20 protein-coding genes and 4 tRNA genes are annotated in these 18,924 nt (G+C 70.6%); 6 read left to right on the forward strand and 18 right to left on the reverse strand.

The features are described 5' to 3' along the window. The first annotated feature begins 12 nt into the window (after positions 1–12). Positions 13–732, forward strand: a complete 720-nt coding sequence (locus ABIC61_RS07045) for a YqaJ viral recombinase family protein (RefSeq protein ID WP_354029338.1) — start codon at positions 13–15, stop codon at positions 730–732. Here the strand turns inward: ABIC61_RS07045 and ABIC61_RS07050 are convergent. The 6 genes from ABIC61_RS07050 to ABIC61_RS07075 all read right to left on the reverse strand — a co-directional run bounded on the left by ABIC61_RS07050 (position 729) and on the right by ABIC61_RS07075 (position 4,273). Then, positions 729–1,337 carry a Pr6Pr family membrane protein gene (locus tag ABIC61_RS07050; protein ID WP_144752079.1) on the reverse strand — a complete coding sequence of 203 codons (609 nt, stop codon included), beginning with the start codon at positions 1,335–1,337 and terminating at the stop codon, positions 729–731. The two genes, ABIC61_RS07045 and ABIC61_RS07050, sit on opposite strands and share 4 nt — an antisense overlap. A gap of 86 nt (positions 1,338–1,423) precedes the next feature. Continuing rightward, entirely contained in the window at positions 1,424–2,113 is a 690-nt protein-coding gene (rplA, locus tag ABIC61_RS07055; protein ID WP_097179850.1) for a 50S ribosomal protein L1, read from the reverse strand. 88 nt (positions 2,114–2,201) lie between these two features. Continuing rightward, a complete protein-coding gene (gene rplK / locus ABIC61_RS07060; protein WP_079236584.1) occupies positions 2,202–2,633 on the reverse strand; it encodes a 50S ribosomal protein L11 in 432 nt (143 codons plus the stop codon). Positions 2,634–2,774: 141 nt separating this feature from the next. After that, complete coding sequence (gene nusG, locus ABIC61_RS07065; RefSeq protein ID WP_354029339.1) at positions 2,775–3,782, reverse strand: transcription termination/antitermination protein NusG; 1,008 nt, start codon at positions 3,780–3,782, stop codon at positions 2,775–2,777. 119 nt (positions 3,783–3,901) lie between these two features. After that, the gene (gene secE / locus ABIC61_RS07070) at positions 3,902–4,165 is read right to left on the reverse strand and encodes a preprotein translocase subunit SecE (protein ID WP_402739123.1); all 264 of its coding nucleotides are present in this window, start codon (positions 4,163–4,165) and stop codon (positions 3,902–3,904) included. 35 nt (positions 4,166–4,200) lie between these two features. After that, positions 4,201–4,273, reverse strand: a tRNA-Trp gene (locus ABIC61_RS07075). 182 nt (positions 4,274–4,455) lie between these two features. Here ABIC61_RS07075 and ABIC61_RS07080 point away from each other — a divergent pair. After that, a complete protein-coding gene (locus ABIC61_RS07080; RefSeq protein WP_354029366.1) occupies positions 4,456–5,637 on the forward strand; it encodes a pyridoxal phosphate-dependent aminotransferase in 1,182 nt (393 codons plus the stop codon). A 75-nt stretch (positions 5,638–5,712) separates the two neighbouring features. Here the strand turns inward: ABIC61_RS07080 and ABIC61_RS07085 are convergent, their stop codons facing one another. From ABIC61_RS07085 to ABIC61_RS07095, 3 genes are read right to left on the reverse strand one after another with little or no spacing between them, the layout of a single operon-like run. After that, the gene (locus ABIC61_RS07085) at positions 5,713–6,741 is read right to left on the reverse strand and encodes a UDP-N-acetylmuramate dehydrogenase (protein WP_354029340.1); all 1,029 of its coding nucleotides are present in this window, start codon (positions 6,739–6,741) and stop codon (positions 5,713–5,715) included. Between the two features lie 2 nt (positions 6,742–6,743). After that, on the reverse strand, positions 6,744–7,169 hold the full coding sequence (locus ABIC61_RS07090) for a MaoC/PaaZ C-terminal domain-containing protein (RefSeq protein ID WP_354029341.1): 426 nt from the start codon (positions 7,167–7,169) through the stop codon (positions 6,744–6,746). Then, positions 7,166–7,615 (reverse strand): MaoC family dehydratase N-terminal domain-containing protein, encoded by a 450-nt coding sequence (locus ABIC61_RS07095; protein WP_079236588.1) that lies wholly within the window; start codon positions 7,613–7,615, stop codon positions 7,166–7,168. Before ABIC61_RS07095 ends, ABIC61_RS07090 begins: the two co-directional genes overlap by 4 nt. Before the next feature lie 137 nt (positions 7,616–7,752). Here ABIC61_RS07095 and ABIC61_RS07100 point away from each other — a divergent pair, with 137 nt between their 5' ends. Further along, positions 7,753–8,142: a hypothetical protein gene (locus ABIC61_RS07100; RefSeq protein ID WP_144752067.1), complete on the forward strand. Its 390-nt coding sequence runs from the start codon at positions 7,753–7,755 to the stop codon at positions 8,140–8,142. A 193-nt stretch (positions 8,143–8,335) separates the two neighbouring features. Here the strand turns inward: ABIC61_RS07100 and ABIC61_RS07105 are convergent. The 5 genes from ABIC61_RS07105 to ABIC61_RS07125 all read right to left on the reverse strand — a co-directional run bounded on the left by ABIC61_RS07105 (position 8,336) and on the right by ABIC61_RS07125 (position 10,893). Then, positions 8,336–8,409, reverse strand: a tRNA-Met gene (locus tag ABIC61_RS07105). A 32-nt stretch (positions 8,410–8,441) separates the two neighbouring features. After that, positions 8,442–8,513 (reverse strand) — tRNA-Thr (locus ABIC61_RS07110). 91 nt (positions 8,514–8,604) lie between these two features. Further along, positions 8,605–9,783: a peptidoglycan DD-metalloendopeptidase family protein gene (locus ABIC61_RS07115; RefSeq protein ID WP_354029342.1), complete on the reverse strand. Its 1,179-nt coding sequence runs from the start codon at positions 9,781–9,783 to the stop codon at positions 8,605–8,607. 146 nt (positions 9,784–9,929) lie between these two features. Continuing rightward, positions 9,930–10,751, reverse strand: coding sequence for an inositol monophosphatase family protein (locus tag ABIC61_RS07120; protein ID WP_354029343.1), 822 nt, complete (start codon positions 10,749–10,751; stop codon positions 9,930–9,932). A gap of 57 nt (positions 10,752–10,808) precedes the next feature. Continuing rightward, positions 10,809–10,893, reverse strand: a tRNA-Tyr gene (locus tag ABIC61_RS07125). 139 nt (positions 10,894–11,032) lie between these two features. On the opposite strand from ABIC61_RS07125, the gene ABIC61_RS07130 reads away from it, so the two are divergent. Continuing rightward, positions 11,033–11,521, forward strand: coding sequence for a YajQ family cyclic di-GMP-binding protein (locus tag ABIC61_RS07130; protein ID WP_069712130.1), 489 nt, complete (start codon positions 11,033–11,035; stop codon positions 11,519–11,521). A gap of 16 nt (positions 11,522–11,537) precedes the next feature. Continuing rightward, a complete protein-coding gene (gene cls / locus ABIC61_RS07135) occupies positions 11,538–12,998 on the forward strand; it encodes a cardiolipin synthase (protein WP_354029344.1) in 1,461 nt (486 codons plus the stop codon). A 60-nt stretch (positions 12,999–13,058) separates the two neighbouring features. Here the strand turns inward: cls and ABIC61_RS07140 are convergent, their stop codons facing one another. The 4 genes from ABIC61_RS07140 to ABIC61_RS07155 form a co-directional block, all read right to left on the reverse strand. Beyond that, positions 13,059–14,180 (reverse strand): heparan-alpha-glucosaminide N-acetyltransferase domain-containing protein, encoded by a 1,122-nt coding sequence (locus ABIC61_RS07140; protein ID WP_354029345.1) that lies wholly within the window; start codon positions 14,178–14,180, stop codon positions 13,059–13,061. 16 nt (positions 14,181–14,196) lie between these two features. Further along, positions 14,197–15,567: an FAD-dependent oxidoreductase gene (locus ABIC61_RS07145; RefSeq protein ID WP_354029346.1), complete on the reverse strand. Its 1,371-nt coding sequence runs from the start codon at positions 15,565–15,567 to the stop codon at positions 14,197–14,199. 91 nt (positions 15,568–15,658) lie between these two features. Continuing rightward, a complete protein-coding gene (locus tag ABIC61_RS07150) occupies positions 15,659–16,738 on the reverse strand; it encodes a polyprenyl synthetase family protein (protein WP_079236595.1) in 1,080 nt (359 codons plus the stop codon). 33 nt (positions 16,739–16,771) lie between these two features. Next, positions 16,772–17,572: a demethylmenaquinone methyltransferase gene (locus ABIC61_RS07155; RefSeq protein WP_440130705.1), complete on the reverse strand. Its 801-nt coding sequence runs from the start codon at positions 17,570–17,572 to the stop codon at positions 16,772–16,774. Between the two features lie 73 nt (positions 17,573–17,645). Here ABIC61_RS07155 and ABIC61_RS07160 point away from each other — a divergent pair, with 73 nt between their 5' ends. Further along, on the forward strand, positions 17,646–18,905 hold the full coding sequence (locus ABIC61_RS07160) for an isochorismate synthase (RefSeq protein ID WP_144752049.1): 1,260 nt from the start codon (positions 17,646–17,648) through the stop codon (positions 18,903–18,905). Positions 18,906–18,924: the final 19 nt, after the last annotated feature.

The following is an 18,924-nucleotide window of genomic DNA, read 5'->3' on the forward strand; positions in this document are numbered from 1 at the left end:
GACAATCGTGTGGTGACGATCGTGCAGCCCACCCTGTGGGGCGACCTGGACCCCGGCCTGGAGGCACAGCCCGCCCCCGGCACGCCGGCGTCGGTCGTGCCCGTGGTCGGCTCCACGGCGTCGGCTCCCGTCGCGCACGACGCGTTCACCGCGCTGCGTGGGCACACCGAGCGGATCGTCGCGCACTCGTCCGACCGCGTCGCCTGGCTCCGCGCCCGCGCGATGGGCATCACCGCGACCGACGTCGCCCGTCTCGCCTCACTGCACGCGGTCGAGGCCGTCGTCACCGACAAGCGCTACGGCTCGCGCTTCTCCGGCAACTCGTACACCGAGCACGGCAAGGAACGCGAACCACACATCGCCGCCTGGGTGGCCGCGACGCACGGCATCCAGCCGTCCGCGCACCTGTTCCACGCCGCGACGAACCGGGCGCACCTCGCCACCCCGGACGGCGTCGGCGTCGACGGGGCCTCCCGAGTCGTGCTCGCCGAGATCAAGACCACGGCGAAGGGCTGGCGGAGCATCCCCCGGCACTACCTCCGGCAGATCTGGTGGCAGCAGTACGTGCTCGGCGCCGACCGCACGCTGTTCGTCTGGGAGCGCCACGACGAGTTCGTGCCGGTCGCCGACGAACCCGAGTGCCGCTGGGTCGACCGCGACGACGACCAGATCCGCGGCCTCATCCAGCTCGCGGACCTGGTGCTCGACCGCCTGCGCGGATTCCGCAGCTAGACCTTCACGAGGCGCAATCTGCTCATCCCGATGACCAGGATCCCCATCAGCACGATCGACACCGCGACCCCGAGGCAGTACAGCGCGACGACCCCGTAGCCGAGGTCCGGGTTCAGGAACGGGTACGGGACCCACCCGTCCGTCGCGCCGCGGACCAGGACGACGATGGTCCAGACGGCCGGGTAGACGAGGAACCACCACACGTGGCGCAGGAGCAGCTTCGAGCGGTCGGAGAAGAGCAGCCAGTCCAGTACCGCGTAGGCCGGGATGACCTTGTGCAGGATGTCGTTCGACCACTGCACGTTCGCCGACACGTCGACGTTCGTGAGCAGCGTGTTGTAGACGATGCCGGTCGTGGCGATGTACACCGTCGCCGCGCCCCGGAGCAGGCTCACCCCGAGGTCCGCGCGCTTCCGTCGGGCAGCCGCGACGAGGGTCACGGCGAAGGCCACCGCGATGATGATGTTCGACTGGATCGTGAAGTACCCGAAGAAGTTCCACGGGTTGTAGGCGTCGAGCTTCGAGCTGACGAGCCACTGTCCGACGATCGCGGCGACGACGGCGATGACGGCGATCAGCCGGAGCGAGTTCACGAGGGTGCGCACGGAGTCACGCTACCGGGACATCGCGCCCCGCATGCGAAAGGACCCGCACCGAAACCGGTGCGGGTCCTCTCGGGGTGATCCGTGGATCAGATGCTGTTGACGTCCAGCGGGATGCCGGGACCGAAGGTCGTCGAGACGGCGCCCTTCATGATGTAGCGACCCTTCGAGGCACTCGGCTTGAGGCGGTTGATCTCCTCGAGCGCGGTCGAGATGTTCTCGTCGAGCTGCTCCGGCGTGAACGAGGCCTTGCCGACGACGAAGTGCACGTTGGCGTGCTTGTCGACGCGGAACTCGATCTTGCCGCCCTTGATGTCGTTGACGGCCTGCGCCACGTTCGGGGTCACGGTGCCGGTCTTCGGGTTCGGCATGAGGCCACGCGGGCCGAGCACCTTGCCGAGACGACCGACCTTGCCCATGAGCTCCGGCGTCGCGACGGCGGAGTCGAAGGCGGTGTAGCCCTCGGCGACCTTCGCGATGAGCTCGTCGCCACCGACCTCGTCGGCACCGGCGGCGATGGCTGCCTCAGCAGCAGCGCCGACGGCGAAGACGATGACGCGGGCGGTCTTGCCCGTGCCGTGCGGCAGGATGACCGTGCCACGGACCATCTGGTCCGCCTTGCGCGGGTCGACGCCGAGCTTGAGCGCGACCTCGACGGTGGAGTCCGTCTTGGCCGAACCGGTCTCCTTGGCCAGCGCGACGGCCTCGGTGGGGGTGTAGAACTTGTCGGCCTCGATCTTCGCGGCCGCGGCCTGGTAGGCCTTGGACTTCTTCGCCATGGTGTTCTCCTTGGGAGCTACGTGGTTGACGAGCCGGCGAGGCTCTCCCACGGAAGGGTGTTGGGGTGTGTGCCTGAGGCGGGGAGGCTTACGCCTCGACCGTGATGCCCATCGAACGCGCGGTGCCGGCGATGATCTTCGCGGCGGCGTCGATGTCGTTGGCGTTCAGGTCGGCCTGCTTCGTCTCGGCGATCTGACGGACCTGGTCCATCGAGATCTTCGCGACCTTGACCGTGTGCGGGGTCGAGGACCCCTTCTGCACACCCGCAGCCTTCTTGATGAGCTCGGCGGCCGGCGGGGTCTTGAGGACGAACGTGAACGAACGGTCCTCGTAGACGGTGATCTCGACCGGCACGACGTTGCCACGCTGCGACTCGGTCGCCGCGTTGTACGCCTTGCAGAACTCCATGATGTTGACGCCGTGCTGACCGAGCGCGGGACCGATCGGCGGGGCCGGGTTGGCGGCGCCTGCATTGATCTGCAGCTTGATCAGGCCCGTGACCTTCTTCTTCGGTGCCATGACTTGTCTTCCTCCTGGAATCGAACGCACGGGGATCCGTGCCCTCTCCCGCTGGTCCGGCCGTTCCGGACCGCGGTGAAGCCCCGCGCGCACGAGGCGCGCGGGGCCAAACTCGATAAGTGTAGCGGGTGTGGGCCCTGACTACAGCTTGGTGACCTGGTCGAAGCTGAGCTCGACCGGGGTCTCACGCTCGAACAGCGAGACGAGCACGGTGAGCTTGCCGCTCTCCGGCTTGATCTCGGAGATCGAACCCGGGAGACCCGCGAACGAGCCTTCCTTGATGGTGATGGTCTCGCCGATCTCGAAGTCGACCTCGGCCGCCGGCTGCGACTGGGCAGCGCCGCCGCCCTTCGCACCGCCCTTGGTCGGAGCCGCCTCGGCGACCTGCACGAGGGACTTCAGCATGCCGAATGCCTCGTCGAAGCGGAGCGGCGTGGGGTTGTGCGCGTTGCCGACGAACCCGGTGACGCCCGGGGTGTGGCGGACGACGGACCACGAGTCCTCGTTGAGGTCCATGCGGACGAGCACGTACGAGGGGATCCGGACGCGGGTGACCAGCTTGCGCTGCCCGTTCTTGATCTCGACGACGTCCTCCATCGGGACCTCGACCTGGTAGATGTAGTCCTCCATCGACATCGAGACCATGCGGTTCTCGATGTTCGACTTCACGCGGCGCTCGAAGCCCGCGTAGGAGTGGATGACGTACCACTTGCCCGGCTTCATCCGCAGCTCGGCCTTGAACGCCTCGTACGGGTCCACCTCGGCGGGCTCTTCGTCCTCGTCGTCGAGCGCCTCGTCGGCAGCGAGGGTCTCGTTCGCCTCGGTGGCGGACTCCTCTTCCAGCTCGACCTCTTCTTCGTCCTCGACCGCTTCGACGGCGGCTTCGGCCTCGTCAGCGGTCTCGACCTCGAGCGCGTCGTCCACGACGGCGTCGGCCTCGGGGTCCTGGGACTCGGCGAGGGCGGTCAGCTCTTCCTCGATACCGAGGGAGGGGTCGTCCTCACCCTCGACGGAGATCGCACGCTCCTCAGCGGACTCCGCGGAGCGCTCCTCGCCGGTCTCGACGTCGCCTTCCTGGTTCTCCTCGACCTCGGAGGACTGCTCGGCAGCCGTGGCGAGGTCGATGTCGTCGCGGGAGTTGTCAGACACTGTCGATTCTTTCCGTTCGGTGGTGCGGATCGGGTTGGCGGGCGGATCGGTTCACGATCGGCGCCGTCTCGGGCGACCGTACTCCTGTCCGCGGACGGCCAGGACAGCCGAGGTCCGGGTCAGGCCGTCGGCCCGTTGCCGAACACGTACCCGACGCCGAGTCCGAACGCGAAGTCGAGGATCGACACCAGGATCATCATCACGACGACGAAGACCAGGACGACGCCCGTGTAGCTGAAGAGCTCCTTGCGGGTCGGCGTGACCACCTTGCGGAGTTCCGCGATGACCTGCCGGATGAAGAGCACGATGGCAGCGAAGGGCCCGCGGCGCTCGGCCCGGTCCTGCTTCGCCTTGGCGACGACGTCGTCCGCCGTCGTCTCCATGTCTTTGCTCGCCAACTTCTACCCTTCCAGATGTGCAGGGCGGACAGGACTCGAACCTGCAACCTGCGGTTTTGGAGACCGCTGCTCTACCAATTGAGCCACCGCCCTTCAGAACGCAGTTCGTCACCGATCCGCGTTCCGGTGGACGAGTCTACGGGAGTCCGTCACACGGTGTCCACTTGACGGATGCTCCGGCGTGCCGCGCCGATAGGCTGGGACCCGTGAGCACCGAAGCCCCAGGCCCCGAGTCCACCGCCAACCCCGCTGCCGCGAGCACCGATCGGCCGCGCATCGCGTCCCGCATCGCCGCGATCGCCGAGTCCGCGACGCTCAAGGTCGATGCCAAGGCCAAGGCACTGAAAGCCGCCGGCCGCCCGGTGATCTCGTTCGCCGCCGGCGAGCCGGACTTCGCCACGCCGCACCACGTCGTCGACGCCGCCGTCCAGGCCGCGCAGGACCCGAAGAACCACCGGTACACGCCGGCCACCGGTCTCCCCGAGCTGAAGCAGGCGATCGCCGAGAAGACCGCACGCGAGTCCGGCATCACCGTCGACCCCGCGCAGGTCATCGTCACGAACGGCGGCAAGCAGGCCGTCTACCAGGCCTTCCAGACGATCGTCGACGCCGGTGACGAGGTCATCCTCCCCGCTCCGTACTGGACCACCTACCCCGAGGCCATCCGTCTGGCCGGCGGCGTCCCCGTCGACGTCTTCGCCGGCAGCGACCAGGACTACCTGGTCACGGTCGAGCAGCTCGAGGCCGCTCGCACCCCGAAGACCAAGGCGCTGCTGTTCTGCTCCCCGTCGAACCCGACCGGCTCGGTGTACACCGCCGAGCAGACGAAGGCCATCGGCGAGTGGGCGCTCGAGCACGGCATCTGGGTGATCAGCGACGAGATCTACCAGGACCTCGTGTACGACGGCGTCCGGTTCACGGGCATCCTCGAAGCGGTCCCCGCCCTCGCCGACACGACGATCCTCGTCAACGGCGTCGCCAAGACGTACGCGATGACCGGTTGGCGGGTCGGCTGGTTCATCGGCCCGACGGACGCCGTGAAGGCCGCGTCGAACCTGCAGTCGCACCTGTCGTCGAACGTGTCGAACGTCTCGCAGCGCGCCGCGATCGCCGCGCTCACCGGTCCGCAGGAGCCCGTCACGGCCATGCGCGAGGCCTTCGACCGTCGCCGTCAGGCCATCGTCGCCGGGCTCAACGCGATCCCGGGCTTCGTGACGCCGACCCCGCAGGGTGCCTTCTACGTCTACCCGGACGTCACGGCACTGCTCGGCCGCGAGTGGGCCGGTACGACGCCGACCACCACGCTCGAACTGGCGGACCTCATCCTCGAACACGCCGAGGTCGCGGTCGTCCCGGGCGAGGCCTTCGGTCCGTCGGGCTACCTGCGCCTGTCCTACGCGCTGGGCGACGACGACATCGCCGAGGGCGTGGCCCGGCTCGCGAAGTTCTTCGCGTAGTCACCGAGCACGCGGAACGGCCCACCTCGTCGAGGTGGGCCGTTCCGCGTTGCGGGCCTGGAGGCGCGGCTCGGCTCAGGCGAGCAGGTCGCCGACCGACACGGGTTCCGGCACGAGCGAGACCCCGAAGCGGTTCAGGACGGTCACCTGGACGTAGCGGGCGAGTTCCGCCACCTGGGCGGCGGTCGCTCCGCCGCGGTTCGTCAGCGCGAGGGTGTGCTTCGACGAGATCGCGGCACGGGAGCCGGGCACGGCGTACCCACGGTGCACCCCGGCGTGCTCGATGAGCCACGCCGCGCTGAGCTTCACGTCGTCACCGGCCGGCCAGCGCGGGGCATCGGCGGGCAGGGTCTCGGCGAAGGCGGCGGACACGATCGGGTTCGTGAAGAAGGACCCGGCACTCCAGGTGTCGTGGTCGTCCGCGTCGAGGACCATGCCCTTCGTGCCGCGGAGCCGCAGCACCTCGGACCGGACCGTCGACGGCGACACCAGGGCCCCGAGCTCGACGCCGAGCGAACCGGCCAGCTGCGCGTACCGGACCGGGACGCCGTCCGCCGAGGCCGTACCGAGCCGGAACTCGACCGTCAGCACGACGCCGCGGCGGCCGTGCTTGAGCGTCGACGTGCGGTAGCCGAGCGCCAGCTCGGCCGCGGGCACCCACGCACGCTCCCCCGTGGACGCGTCGAGGAACTCGATCCGGGTGAGCACGTCGGACAGCTCGACCCCGTAGGCGCCGATGTTCTGCACGGGGGCGGCACCGACCGTGCCCGGGATGCCGCTCAGTGCCTCCAGGCCGGTCCAACCGTGCTCGACGGTCGAGGCGACGAACGCGTCCCACGGCTCACCGGCCGCGACGCGGACGGTGACGCCGTCCGCGTCCGTGTCGGCGTCCACGCCCGTGGTGCGGACCAGGACGACGGTGCCGTCGAACCCGTCGTCGGCGACCAGGAGGTTGCTGCCGCCACCGAGGACGAGCCACTCGTCGTCCTCCCACGCCGAGACTGCGTGGTCGACGAGCTCGTCGGTCGTCGTCGCGGTGAGCAGCCGCGTGGCGGGACCACCGACGCGCAGCGTCGTGAGGTCCGCGAGCACCGGCTCCGACACGGTCAGCGGAACGCCACCGTGACCTGCGCCTTGCCGAGCACGGTCTGCCCGGCGGCGGTCACGGTGAGGTCGATGCGCTGCGGACGGCCCTCGTCGTCGACGGTGCCGACCTTGGCGACGACGCCGACGGTGGCGCCCTGCTCCGGGTCGACGACCACGGGCCGGGTGAAGCGGACGCCGTAGCGGACGACGACGCCGCGGTCGCCGAGCCACTCGGACACCGGCTGCACCGCGATGCCCATCGTGAGCATGCCGTGCGCGAGGACGCCCGGCAGTCCGACGGCCGCAGCGACGTCGTCGCGGTAGTGGATCGGGTTGAAGTCCCCCGAGGCGCCGGCGTAGCGGACGAGCGAGTCACGGGTGAGGTGGACCTCGCGCTCGGCGACGACGGTGCCGACCTCGAGCGCGGTCACGGGTGCGGTGGTCATGCGTCGTCTCCTCGGACGACGAGGGTGGAGGTCGCCGTGACGACGTGCTCCCCCGCGGCGTCGTTCATCGTGCTCTCGGCCGTGACCATGGCGTTGCCGCCGAGGGTCTTGACGCTCGTGACGGTCAGGGTCGCGGTGAGTTCGTCGCCGGCCACGATGGGCCGGTCGTAGGTGAAGGCCTGCTCGCCGTGGACGACGCGCGAGAAGTCGATCCCGGCGTCCGGCTCGGCGAGGAGCTGGGCGAGCGTGGCCTCCTGCACGACGACCGCGAAGGTCGGCGGTGCGACGACGTCGTCGTAGCCGGCGGCACGGGCGGCCTCGGGCTCGTGGTGGATCGGGTTCGTCGCGAACACGGCGCGGGAGAACTCCCGCACCTTCTCACGACCGACCAGGTACGGCTGGGCCGGCGGGAACGTCCTGCCGACGAGCTCGGGGTTCACAGACACGTCCGGCAGTCTAGCGACGCCCGTCTGGGGGCCTGTCGTTCATGAGTATGCATCGGCTATGGTTGTCGAACACGGTTCGGGGGAACCGACGCCGGCGTCCGGGGATCCGGGCCGGCAGTTCCGGGGAGGGGAGCACGATGGAGTCGACGACCGAGTTCGCGGTGCACACGGGCGACCGGTGCACGGCCATGGAGGTCGCGGGCGCGGCACTGCGCCAGACCGGGCACCACGTCGAGTCGACCGGCGGCACGATCACCGCCACCACCGGCAGCCGCCTGCTGACGATCCTGCTCGGGGCCCTGGTGCACCCGTCGCGGGAGTTCCGCCGGTACGAGCTGTCGACGACCGTCACGGGGACGTCCACCACGATCACCCTGCGCCACTCCGGGCACGGCACGGCGGTGTCGGGCGGGGGCATCGGCGCCGACCGGCGGCGGAGCGCCTGGCAGCAGGTGAACGCGACGCTCGAGCGCGCCCTCCGGTCCGCCGGGGTGCTCGCCGCGCGGCCGGAGCACCGCCCGTTCTGACGCGCGGCGCGGGTATGGCCGCCGGGTTCGGACCCGTCGGGCCGGCGTCGCCGGTTCGCGCCCCGTTCCGAACACTGCGCCCCGTCACACCGGGGCGCGATGTCCACACGGGGGCGCGATTGCTCACACCTCGTGCGCCGGGCGCCGGCGCCCCGGGAACGACGAAAGCCCGGCGCGGACGCCGGGCTTGCGGTAGCGAGGGCGGGACTTGAACCCGCGACCCCACGATTATGAGTCGTGTGCTCTAACCAACTGAGCTACCCCGCCAAGGATCCGGAGCGACAACAGCTCCGGGTCGGAGCCCCGAGTCAGGATTGAACTGACGACCCCTTCCTTACCATGGAAGTGCTCTACCACTGAGCTATCGGGGCATGTGCCGCTCAGCGGCACCACACGAGGATAGCAGACCCGCGACGGTGGTCAGGAACCCGGCGTGACGCCCGGGCGTGCCGCGTCGGACCGCTAGTTCGCGTTGGCCTTGAGCCACGCCAGCGGGTCCACCGGGACGCCGTCGACGTGGACCTCGAGGTGCAGGTGCGGGCCCGTCGAGTTGCCCGTGCTGCCGACGAGTCCGAGCTCGTCACCGACCTCGACCTGCTGGCCCTTGACGACCTTGAAGGAGTTGTCCTCCATGTGGCCGTAGACGCTGGTGAACTGCTTGCCGTCCACCTCGTGCTCGACCCAGACGTCGTTGCCGAAGCCGCCGTCGTCCGCCTGCACCTTGATGACGGTGCCGGCCGCGATGACCCGGATCGGGGTGCCCTCGCCCGGAGCGAAGTCGACGCCCATGTGGTTGGTCGAGCAGAACGAGCAGCCCTCGACCTGACGTCCGCCGAACCCCGAGGTGATGGGCACGCCGGTGAGGAACGGCCACTGGATCGTGCCGTTCGGGTCGTTCGTGAAGCTCGACGAGTCGACGTTCTTGTACTGCGTGGCCGAGGACACCGAGTACTGGTCGCGGTTCGTCTCGGCGTCGGTCGCGCCCGAGCCGACGCTGAGCGACTGGGTCGCGCCGGAGGCCGTCGCCCGCTGCGACGTCGAACCCGGCTCCGGCGTGTAGAGCGCCTGGGCGGGCAGCGAGGTCGAGACCACGAGGCCGGCGGCGAACAGCAGCGCGCCGACGGCGGTGACGCGCGACGCGGCCCTGCGGAACGACGCACCCTGCTTCGCGGACGAGGACGCGGGCACCCGGGTCACCTGGGCGGGGCGGGCCGCGGCGACGGCGGGCCGGACCGGACGACCGGTGCGACGCGACGCCGGCACCTGACCGAGGACGCGGCGAGGCTGCGCGGGCGCAGCGGTCCGCACGGGAGCCGTCGCCGCCACGACGGGCGACGAGGGCGCGGGCGGCGTCTCGGGGCCGGCGGTCGACGCCGGCATGACCGGCGACGCCGGTGCGAGGTCGATGGGGGACGCGGGCGCCGGCGGGGTGACCGGGCTCACGAGGTCCTCGATGGAGGGTCTGGAGGCGCGCTCCGGCTCCGCCACGGCCGTCGCCCGATCGAGGTGGTCGCCCTTGTCCGCTGCTGCCGCCGCGGCTCGTTCCGCCTCGATCCGTTCCCGTCGGGTCATGTGGACGACCGGTGCGGGTGCGTTCACGGGGCCGTCGGTGTGCTCGGGCGAGAGGGAGGAGTGGGGCATGCGTTCGGTGGCGATCCTGATCGGGGCGAGGTGCGCTCGTTGGTAACGAGCAGATAACGGGACCAGAGAACGGTAGCAGGAGCACTACCGTGTCGCCAGTCGTGGTCATGACCACACGGCTCCCCCAGACCGAGGGGTCAGGTCGCTCACACCGCGAGCACGGACCCCTCGAGGCGCAGCAGCAGGGCGGCGAGGTCGTCGACGATCGCCGGACTCGCGAAGAGGAACGACCGCGTCCCGCCGGCCTCCCAGATGCGCACGGCTGCCCCGGCCTCCTGCGCCACGATCGATCCGGCGGCCATGTCCCACGGGTTGATCCCACGCTCGTAGTAGGCGTCCACGGTCCCCGCTCCGACCGCGCAGCAGTCCAACGACGCCGCTCCCCCGCGCCGGATGTCCCGGACCTCGCCGATGAGCCCGGCGAGCACGTCGACCTGCTGCCGCCGACGGTCCGCGGTGTAGCCGAAGCCGGTCGCGACGAGGGTCTCGGCGAGGGACGCCGGTGACCCGGCGTGCAGCGGCACCCCGTTCCGCGTCGCCCCCTCGCCGACCACTGCCCGGTGCACGACGCCGGTGGCCGGTGCGACGACGACGCCGGCGACCGGTTCCCACGTCGTCGGGTCGGCTGCGCCGCGGACGACGCCGATGCTCACGCCGTACTCGGGGCTGCCGTAGAGGTAGTTGACGGTCCCGTCGATCGGGTCGACGACCCAGGTGATCCCCGTCGTACCGATGCCGGTGCCGGATTCCTCACCGAAGAACGCGTCGTCCGGGCGGGCCGCGGCGATCCGCGACCGGATGAGCGCCTCGACCTCGCGGTCGGCTGCCGTGACCACGTCGACGATGCTCGACTTCCGGTCGGCCACCTCGACACCCTCGGCTCGGCGCTGGGCGGCGAGCGACGCCGCTTCGAGGGCGATGGCCTCGGCGAGGTCGGCGAACTGGGACGGCGTGGGGTCGACGGGCATGCGACCAGCCTGCCGGAAACGGAACGGCCCCGTCCGCAGTGGACGGGGCCGTTCCGATGGTGGCAAGTGAGGGATTCGAACCCCCGAAGGCTACGCCGGCTGATTTACAGTCAGATCCCTTTGGCCGCTTGGGTAACTTGCCGTGTGCGCACCCGGCCCGTGTAGTCACCAACCGAAGGCGCGCATGAAAGCATAGCCGATCCGGGACGGTGCTCGTGACCACCGTGCGCCGATCCGTGGGTGCCGAACCGCGCCTCCCGTCCGCCGTTAGGCTGTCCCGCATGGCAGACAGTTCCTTCGACGTGGTCAGCAAGGTCGACAAGATGGAGGCGGAGAACGCCCTCAACCAGGCGGCCAAGGAGATCGAGCAGCGGTACGACTTCAAGGGCGCCGACGCATCGATCGCGTTCAGCGGTGAGGACGTCCTCATCAAGGCGAACTCGGAAGAGCGCGCGAAGGCCGTCCTCGACGTCCTGCAGAGCAAGGCGATCAAGCGGAACATCAGCCTCAAGAGCCTCGACGCGGGCGACCCGTACCCCTCGGGCAAGGAGTACCGCATCGAGGTGAAGTTCAAGAACGGCATCGAGCAGGACGTCGCGAAGAAGATCGGCGCGTTCCTCCGGGCCAACGCCCCGAAGACCGTGAAGAACCAGATCCAGGGCGACGAACTGCGCGTCTCCTCGAAGAGCCGCGACGACCTGCAGAACACGATCCAGCTCCTCAAGGGTGAAGAGTTCGACGTGCCGCTGCAGTTCATCAACTTCCGCTGACGCGCCGCGCACCGCTGTGGAGCACTGGCTCAGCGTCGCCATCACGGTCTTCCTGGTCCTGCTGGACCTGGCGATCCGCGTCTTCTCGATCATCTACGTCCCGATCAACCGCAAGCCGCAGACGGCCACGGCCTGGCTGCTGGCGATCTTCCTCATCCCCTACATCGGCTTCATCGTCTTCCTCGTCATCGGGTCGACGAAGCTGCCGCACGCCCGGCGTGAGAAGCAGACGGAGATCAACGCGTACATCCTCGAGCAGACCGAGGGCATCGAGCGGGTGCGCCGCGACCACCCGTGGCCGGCGTGGCTCGACAGCGTCACGCGCCTGAACCGCGAGCTCGGCGCGATGCCCCTGGTCGGCGGCAACTCGGCGGAGCTCTACCCCGACTACGACGAGTCCATCGCCGAGATGACCCGCGCGATCGACGACTCCCGGCGGTTCGTGCACGTCGAGTTCTACATCGCCACGCTCGACGACACCACGCGTCCGTTCTTCGAGGCCCTCGCCCGCGCGCAGGCCCGCGGCGTCACGGTCCGGTTCCTGCTCGACCACTGGGCCAGCCGCGGCTACCCCGGGTACAAGGACACGCTGGCGTTCATGGACCGCGCCGGCATCGAGTGGCACCTCATGCTCCCGTTGCTGCCGCTGCAGGGGAAGTTCCAGCGCCCGGACCTCCGCAACCACCGGAAGATCATGGTGATCGACGGCTCGGTGGCGTTCACCGGGTCGCAGAACCTCATCGACAAGTCCTACGACCTCAAGTCGCACGTCGACAAGGGCATGGAGTACAAGGACCTGTTCGCCCGGTTCGAGGGTCCCGTCGTCGCCGGACTCAACGCCCTGTTCGTGACCGACTGGTACAGCGAGACCGACGAGCTCCTGCTCCGCGAGAGCGACCCCGTCCAGCGCGCCGACCGCGGTGACGCACTGGACTGCCAGGTCGTGCCGTCCGGCCCCGGGTTCGACGGCGAGAACAACCTCCGGCTCTTCAACGCGCTGCTGTACTCGGCGCAGAACAAGGTGTCGATCACGTCGCCGTACTTCGTCCCGGACGACTCCATGCTCTACGCGATCACGACCACGGCGCAGCGCGGGGTCGAGGTCGAGCTGTTCGTCGGCGAGATGGGCGACCACGCGATGACGTGGCACGCGCAGCGTTCCTACTACGAGGGCCTGCTCCGGGCCGGCGTGAAGATCTGGCTCTACCGGGCGCCGACTATCCTGCACGCGAAGCACTTCACGATCGACGACGACGTGGCGGTGATCGGGTCGAGCAACATGGACATGCGGTCGTTCAGCCTCAACCTCGAGGTCTCCGTGATGGTGCGCGGCAGCCGGTTCGTCGACGCCCTGCGCGAGGTGCAGGACGCGTACAAGGAGCACAGCTTCGAGCTGACGCTCGACGCGTGGGTGGAGCGGCCGCGGCGGTCCCAGGTCCTCGACAACGTCGCGCGGCTCACGGCGGCGCTGCAGTAGCACCGGTCTGGAGGCGCGGGTCGGCCGGCGCGGGTCGGCTCGCGCCCGCACCGTGCGCGGTCAGGCGCGCGGGTCCGGCACCAGGCGGGTCAAGCGGGCGGTCAGGCGCTCCAGCGGTCCACGCCCGAGGAACGTGCGCCAGGTCATCGCGAAGAGCACCGAGCCGAAGGCGAACCACCACCACGCAGCACCCGAGTCGGGGTACTCCGGCAGCATCGCGAGCACGACGAGGTGTCCCGCGTAGACGGTGAGCGGCATCGAGCCCACTGCGGCCAGCGGGAACGCGATCCGCTCGGCCGTCCGCCCCCGCCCGTCGAACACGAGCGTGCACAGGGCGATGACCGCGACCGCGATGCCCGAGGTCGCGACGACGTCGACGATCGACGACGAGTGGTCCCGCGGTGAGAGGAACAGCTGGGCGAGTGCCTCGGACCCGGTGCTGCCCTCCCCCGCGTACGGCACCCCGGGGAACGCGGACGCCGCGTCGTCGGGCACCGGGGCGAGGGCGTTCCCGACCAGGTACGCGACCACGGCGACCACTGCGCCGGACGTGAGCAGCACGACCTGCCGGCCCCGCGCCTCCAGGCCGCTGCGGGCGACGGCGAGACCGACCAGGACGTACGCCAGGAAGGTGACGACGGGGTAGACGAGACCGAGCTGGACCTCCCACATGCCCGCGTCCGCGTAGAGCGGGACGGTCGCCAGTGCGACCACCGGTGAGAGCACGGCACACAGTCCGGCGAGCACGAGCAGCCACCGCGCCCGCACGCGGAGCACCGGGACGGCGAGCAGGAACAGGACGCCGTACGTCGGCAGGATCACGTACACCGGCGTCTGCAACGCCATCAGCAGCAGACCGACCGCGACCACCGCGACCGCGCGGATGGCCAGCCGACCCCGCACGCGTCCGATCGCGGGCGGACCGGGTGGCGTGGTGCGCCCGCTCGTGAGGCCGATCGAGACCCCGGCGAGCACCGCGAAGAGCGACGACGACCGCCCGTGCGCGACCGCCGCCCAGGTACCGGGGTCCGACCAGTCGACCGCGTCCGCGATACCGCCGACGTGCGTCGCCATCATGCCGAGCAACGCGATCGCACGAGCGACGTCGACGCCCTGGAGTCGGCCTGCCGGGACGAGCACGCCCCGCATCGCGGTGGGCGGTGCGGGGCGTGCGTCGGTCACGGCTCGGCTCTCGCGCCTAGCTCGCGGTGGCGTTCGCGCGACCGAGAGAGACGTCGATCATCTCCTCGCGCGGGACGACCTTGATGCGCTCGCGGCCGTGGGGCTCGCCGAGCGCGAGCTCGTGGGCGTCGAGGTTGTGCCAGCCGTCGAGGTCGGTGTACTCGACACCGCGCTCGGTGAGTAGTGCCGGGATCGCGCCCTCGGACGGGTCCTCCGGCGTCCACCAGCTCGCCTGGTCGTTCACGATGTGCTGCACGGTCTCCATCGCGTCGGACTTCGTGTGCCCGATCAGGCCGACCGGACCGCGCTTGATCCAACCCGTGGCGTAGACGCCCGGGAGCTGCTGGTTGTCGTCGTCGAGGACCTGGCCCTCGTGGTTCGGGATGACGCCGTGGCGCTCGTCGAAGGGAACGCCGGGCAGCGGCGAACCGAAGTAGCCCACCGCTCGGTACGCGGCCTGGATCGGGATCTCGCGGATCTCGCCGGTTCCCTCGACGCCGCCCTGGCCGTTCGGACGCGTCCGCTCGTACCGGATGGCACTGACCTTGCCGTCCTCGCCGACGAGCTCGAGCGGCTTCGCGTAGAAGTGCAGGTGCAGACGACGGCTGGCCTGCCCGGTCTCGCGCGTGCGCCACTGCTCCAGCACGCGGTTCATCACCATCACCTGCTTGTTCGTGGCGATGGCGGTCTTGGAAGCTTCGTCGTGGTCGAAGTCCTCGTCGTAGACGATCATGTCGACGTCGCGGAGCTCACCGAGTTCGCGGAGCTCGAGCGGGGTGAACTTCACCTGCGCCGGGCCGCGACGACCGAACACGTGCACGTCGGTCACCGGCGAGGCCTTGAGGCCCTCGTACACGTTCGCCGGGATCTCGGTCGGCAGCAGGTCGTCGGCGTGCTTCGCGAGGATGCGCGAGACGTCGAGGGCGACGTTGCCGTTGCCGATCACCGCGACGCTCTCGGCCGTGAGCGGCCAGGTACGCGGGACGTCGGGGTGGCCGTCGAACCAGCTGACGAAGTCGGCCGCGCCGTACGACCCCTCGAGCTCGACACCGGGGACGTCGAGGTCGGCGTCCTTGATCGCACCGGTCGAGAAGACCACCGCGTGGTAGTGCTTCCGGAGGTCGTCGAGGGTGATGTCCTCGCCGAAGCGGACGTTGCCGAAGAGCCGGACGACGCCGCGGTCCAGCACGTCGCGCAGGGCGTTGATGATGCCCTTGATGCGGGGGTGGTCGGGGGCGACACCGTAGCGGACCAGCCCGTACGGCGCAGGCAGCTGCTCGAACAGGTCGATCGACACGTCGTGGCCGTGGGCCTCGCGCAGCAGGATGTCCGCGGCGTAGATGCCGGCGGGGCCGGCGCCGACGATGGCGACTCGGAGGGTGGGCACTGATCGTCTCCTGGTTCGTTCGGGTGGGGTGCTCCCGAGGGCGGTGGTCGCGTCGTCGCGGCGTTGGTGATGCTGCTGCGGTCGGGCCCGGTCAGCGGCTGCGGTCGACGACCGACTCGGCGAAGCGGATCAGGGCCCGCTTCACCGTGCCGTCCGGCAGCGGCGCGAGCGCGTCGACCGCCTCGGTCGCCCAGCGGACCGCGACGGCCCGGGTGGCGGCGGTGGCCTCGTGCTCACGGAGCGCGGCCACGGCGGACTGGTACGGCGCCGAGTCGACGACGTCGTCCGGGGCGGCGTTGACGTCCCGCTCGATGCGTTCGAGGAGCGCCACCGCATCCGGTGCCCCCGTCGCGGCGAGGCGCCGGAGCTGCAGCAGCGGCAGGGTGTCCACGCCGGCGCGGAGGTCGTTCCCGGCGATCTTGCCGGTCTTGTCCTTCGCGGGGGCAAGGTCGATGACGTCGTCGACGAGCTGGAACGCAACGCCGACCTTCTCGCCGAAGGTGCCGACGGCGTCGAGGTAGGAGCGATCGGCGCCCGAGAACATCACGCCGGCGCGCGCGGCCGTCGCGATGAGCGAACCGGTCTTGTCGCTGAGGACCTGGATGTAGTGCTCGACCGGGTCGTCCTCGGGCTGGGGACCGGTGGTCTCGTGCAGCTGTCCCATGCAGAGCCGCTGGAAGGTCTCGGCCTGCATCCGGATGCCCTCGGTCCCGAGGTCCGCCGTGATGAGGCTGGCGCGGGCGAAGAGCAGGTCGCCGGTGAGGATGGCCACGTTGTTGCCGTACGTCACGTGCGCCGCCGGGACACCGCGCCGCACGGGCGCTTCGTCCATGACGTCGTCGTGGTACAGCGACGCGAGGTGGGTCGTCTCGATGCTGACGGCGGCCTTGACGACCGCGTCGGTCACGCCGTCACCGAGCTGCGCGATGAGGAGCGTCAGCGTCGGTCGGATCCGCTTGCCGCCCGCCGAGAGCAGGTACCGGCTCGTCGTGTCGGCGAGGGTGTCGGTCGAGCGCATGGCTTCTTCGAGGCCCTGCTCGACGAGCTCCAGCCCGTCGTCGACGGCCGCGATGAACCGCCGCTCCGAGGGCGTGGCGAACAGTCGCTCGCCGATGCCCAGCGACGCGCGGAGACTCGGTGCGCGACGTGCGACCGGGACGCTCGGATTCAAGTGCTGCTCCGTGTTCGGGGGTGGAGGGACCGGTCAGGCGTCGGTGGGGTCGACGCTCGGCTGCTCACCGGTGTGCTGGTGCTCACGGCGGGCCTTGGCGCGCCGGGCGACGGACTCGCGGACCGTGCCCGCCACGGGCTTGCGACCGCGGTGCAGTGCGACGATACCGGCCGTGAGGTTGCGGTAGGCGACCATCGTGAAGCCGACGCCCCGGAGCCACTGGCTGAGCACCTGCTGCTCGGGCCACGCCTCGATCGACTCGGCCAGGTAGCGGTAGGCCGCGGGGTTGCTGCTCGAGAGCCGCGCGACGCCCGGGAGCACGCGCTTGAGGTACGTGCCGTAGCCGAAGCGGAGCACCGCGAGCGGCGGCGTCGAGAACTCGCAGATCACGACGCGCCCGCCGGGCTTGAGCACACGCAGCATCTCGCCGAGCGCTTGCATCGGGTCGTTGACGTTGCGCAGCCCGAAGGAGATGGAGACGGCGTCGAAGGTGTCGTCGTCGAACGGCAGGTGCTCGGCGTCGCCCTCGACGAAGGTGATCTCGGGGTGGCGCTCCCGACCGACGGCGATCATGCCCGCGGAGAGGTCGAGCGCCGTGACGTCGGCGCCCTTCTTCGCGAAGGCCGCCGCACTCGTCCCCGTGCCGGCGGCGATGTCGAGCACCTTCTCGCCGGGCTGGGGGTCGACCGCGCGGACCGTCGCGACACGCCACAGCGGGGCGTTGCCCGCGGAGAGGATGTCGTTCGTGAGGTCGTACTTCGCGGCGACGTCGTCGAACATGGCCGCCACCTCGTCCGGCCGCTTGTTCAGGTCCGCTCTGCTCACCCACAACATCCTAGAGGTCCCGCCCGTGGGTTCCCCCGAGCACGGCGCGTGCGGGACCGGAACCGGCGCGTACGATCGGTCCGTGACCCGAACCACCACGGCGGCCCCACCGCTGACGGTCTCGACCCGGATCCTCGACGACCCGGGCGCCGTCCTCCGCCACACCCTCCGGGACAGCCCGCTCGCCTTCGTCCGGAACGGCGACGGCATCGTCGGGATCGGCGAGGCGCTGCGCTTCACCTTCACCGGACCGGAGCGGATGCGGGAGGCCGCGGCCGTGTGGCGCACCATCGTGCAGGACGCCGAGGTCGACGACCCCGTGCAGCTCCGCGGCACCGGTCTCGTCGCCTTCGGGTCGTTCACGTTCGCCGACGACTCCGCCGAGACGAGCGTGCTCATCGTCCCGCGCGTCGTGATCGGCCGCCGACGTGGGAAGGCGTGGCTCACCGCGGTCGACACGACACCGGACCCGGAGCCACTGACGTTCACCCGTACGTCGGTGCCGGTGCCGCACGTCGGCCCGCACGTGTCGGTCGCGCTGCGGCCCGGACGCATCGACGCGGACGCCTACGCCGAGCGGGTCGCCGACGCCGTCCGCCGGATCGCCGCGGGCGACGCCGAGAAGGTCGTCCTGGCCCGCGACCTCGTCGGCACCCTGCCGGACGACGCCGACCGCCGGGCGATCCTGCTCGACCTGGCCGACGCCTACCCGCAGTGTGTGACGTTCGCCGTCGACGGGCTCGTCGGCGCGACACCGGAGACGCTCGCCCGGACGGACGGCACACGGCTGTCCGCGCGCGTCCTCGCCGGCAGTGCCGCACGGGGCACGGACGCCGTGTCCGACCGCGCAGCTGCCGAGGCCCTCGCCGCGAGCGCGAAGGACGTCGGCGAGCACGCGTTCGCGATCGACAGCCTGCTCGCCGCGCTCCGCCCGATCGCGTCGGACCTGCGTGCGGACCCGGAGCCCTTCCGCCTGCAGCTGCCCAACCTGTGGCACCTCGCCACCGACGTGCAGGCGACCCTGCCCGTGGGCACGACCTCGCTCGACGTCGCCGACGTGCTGCACCCGACGGCCGCGGTCGCGGGGACCCCGACGGACGTCGCCGTGCGGCTGGTGTCCGAGCTCGAGGGCGTCGACCGGGGTCGCTACGCCGGCCCCGTCGGCTGGCTCGGTGCGAACGGCGACGGTGAGTGGATGCTCGCGCTCCGCAGCGCCCGGATCGCCGACGACGGGTCCGTGCGGGCGTGGGCCGGTGCGGGGATCGTGGGCGGGTCCGACCCGGCACGGGAGGTCGCCGAGACCGCGCTCAAGTTCCGCCCGATCACCGACGCCCTGGCCTGAGGCCCCGCCCGCGCTGGTC

The sequence above is a fragment of the Curtobacterium sp. 1544 genome, assembly GCF_040544915.1.
Taxonomy (GTDB): Bacteria; Actinomycetota; Actinomycetes; order Actinomycetales; family Microbacteriaceae; genus Curtobacterium; species Curtobacterium pusillum_C.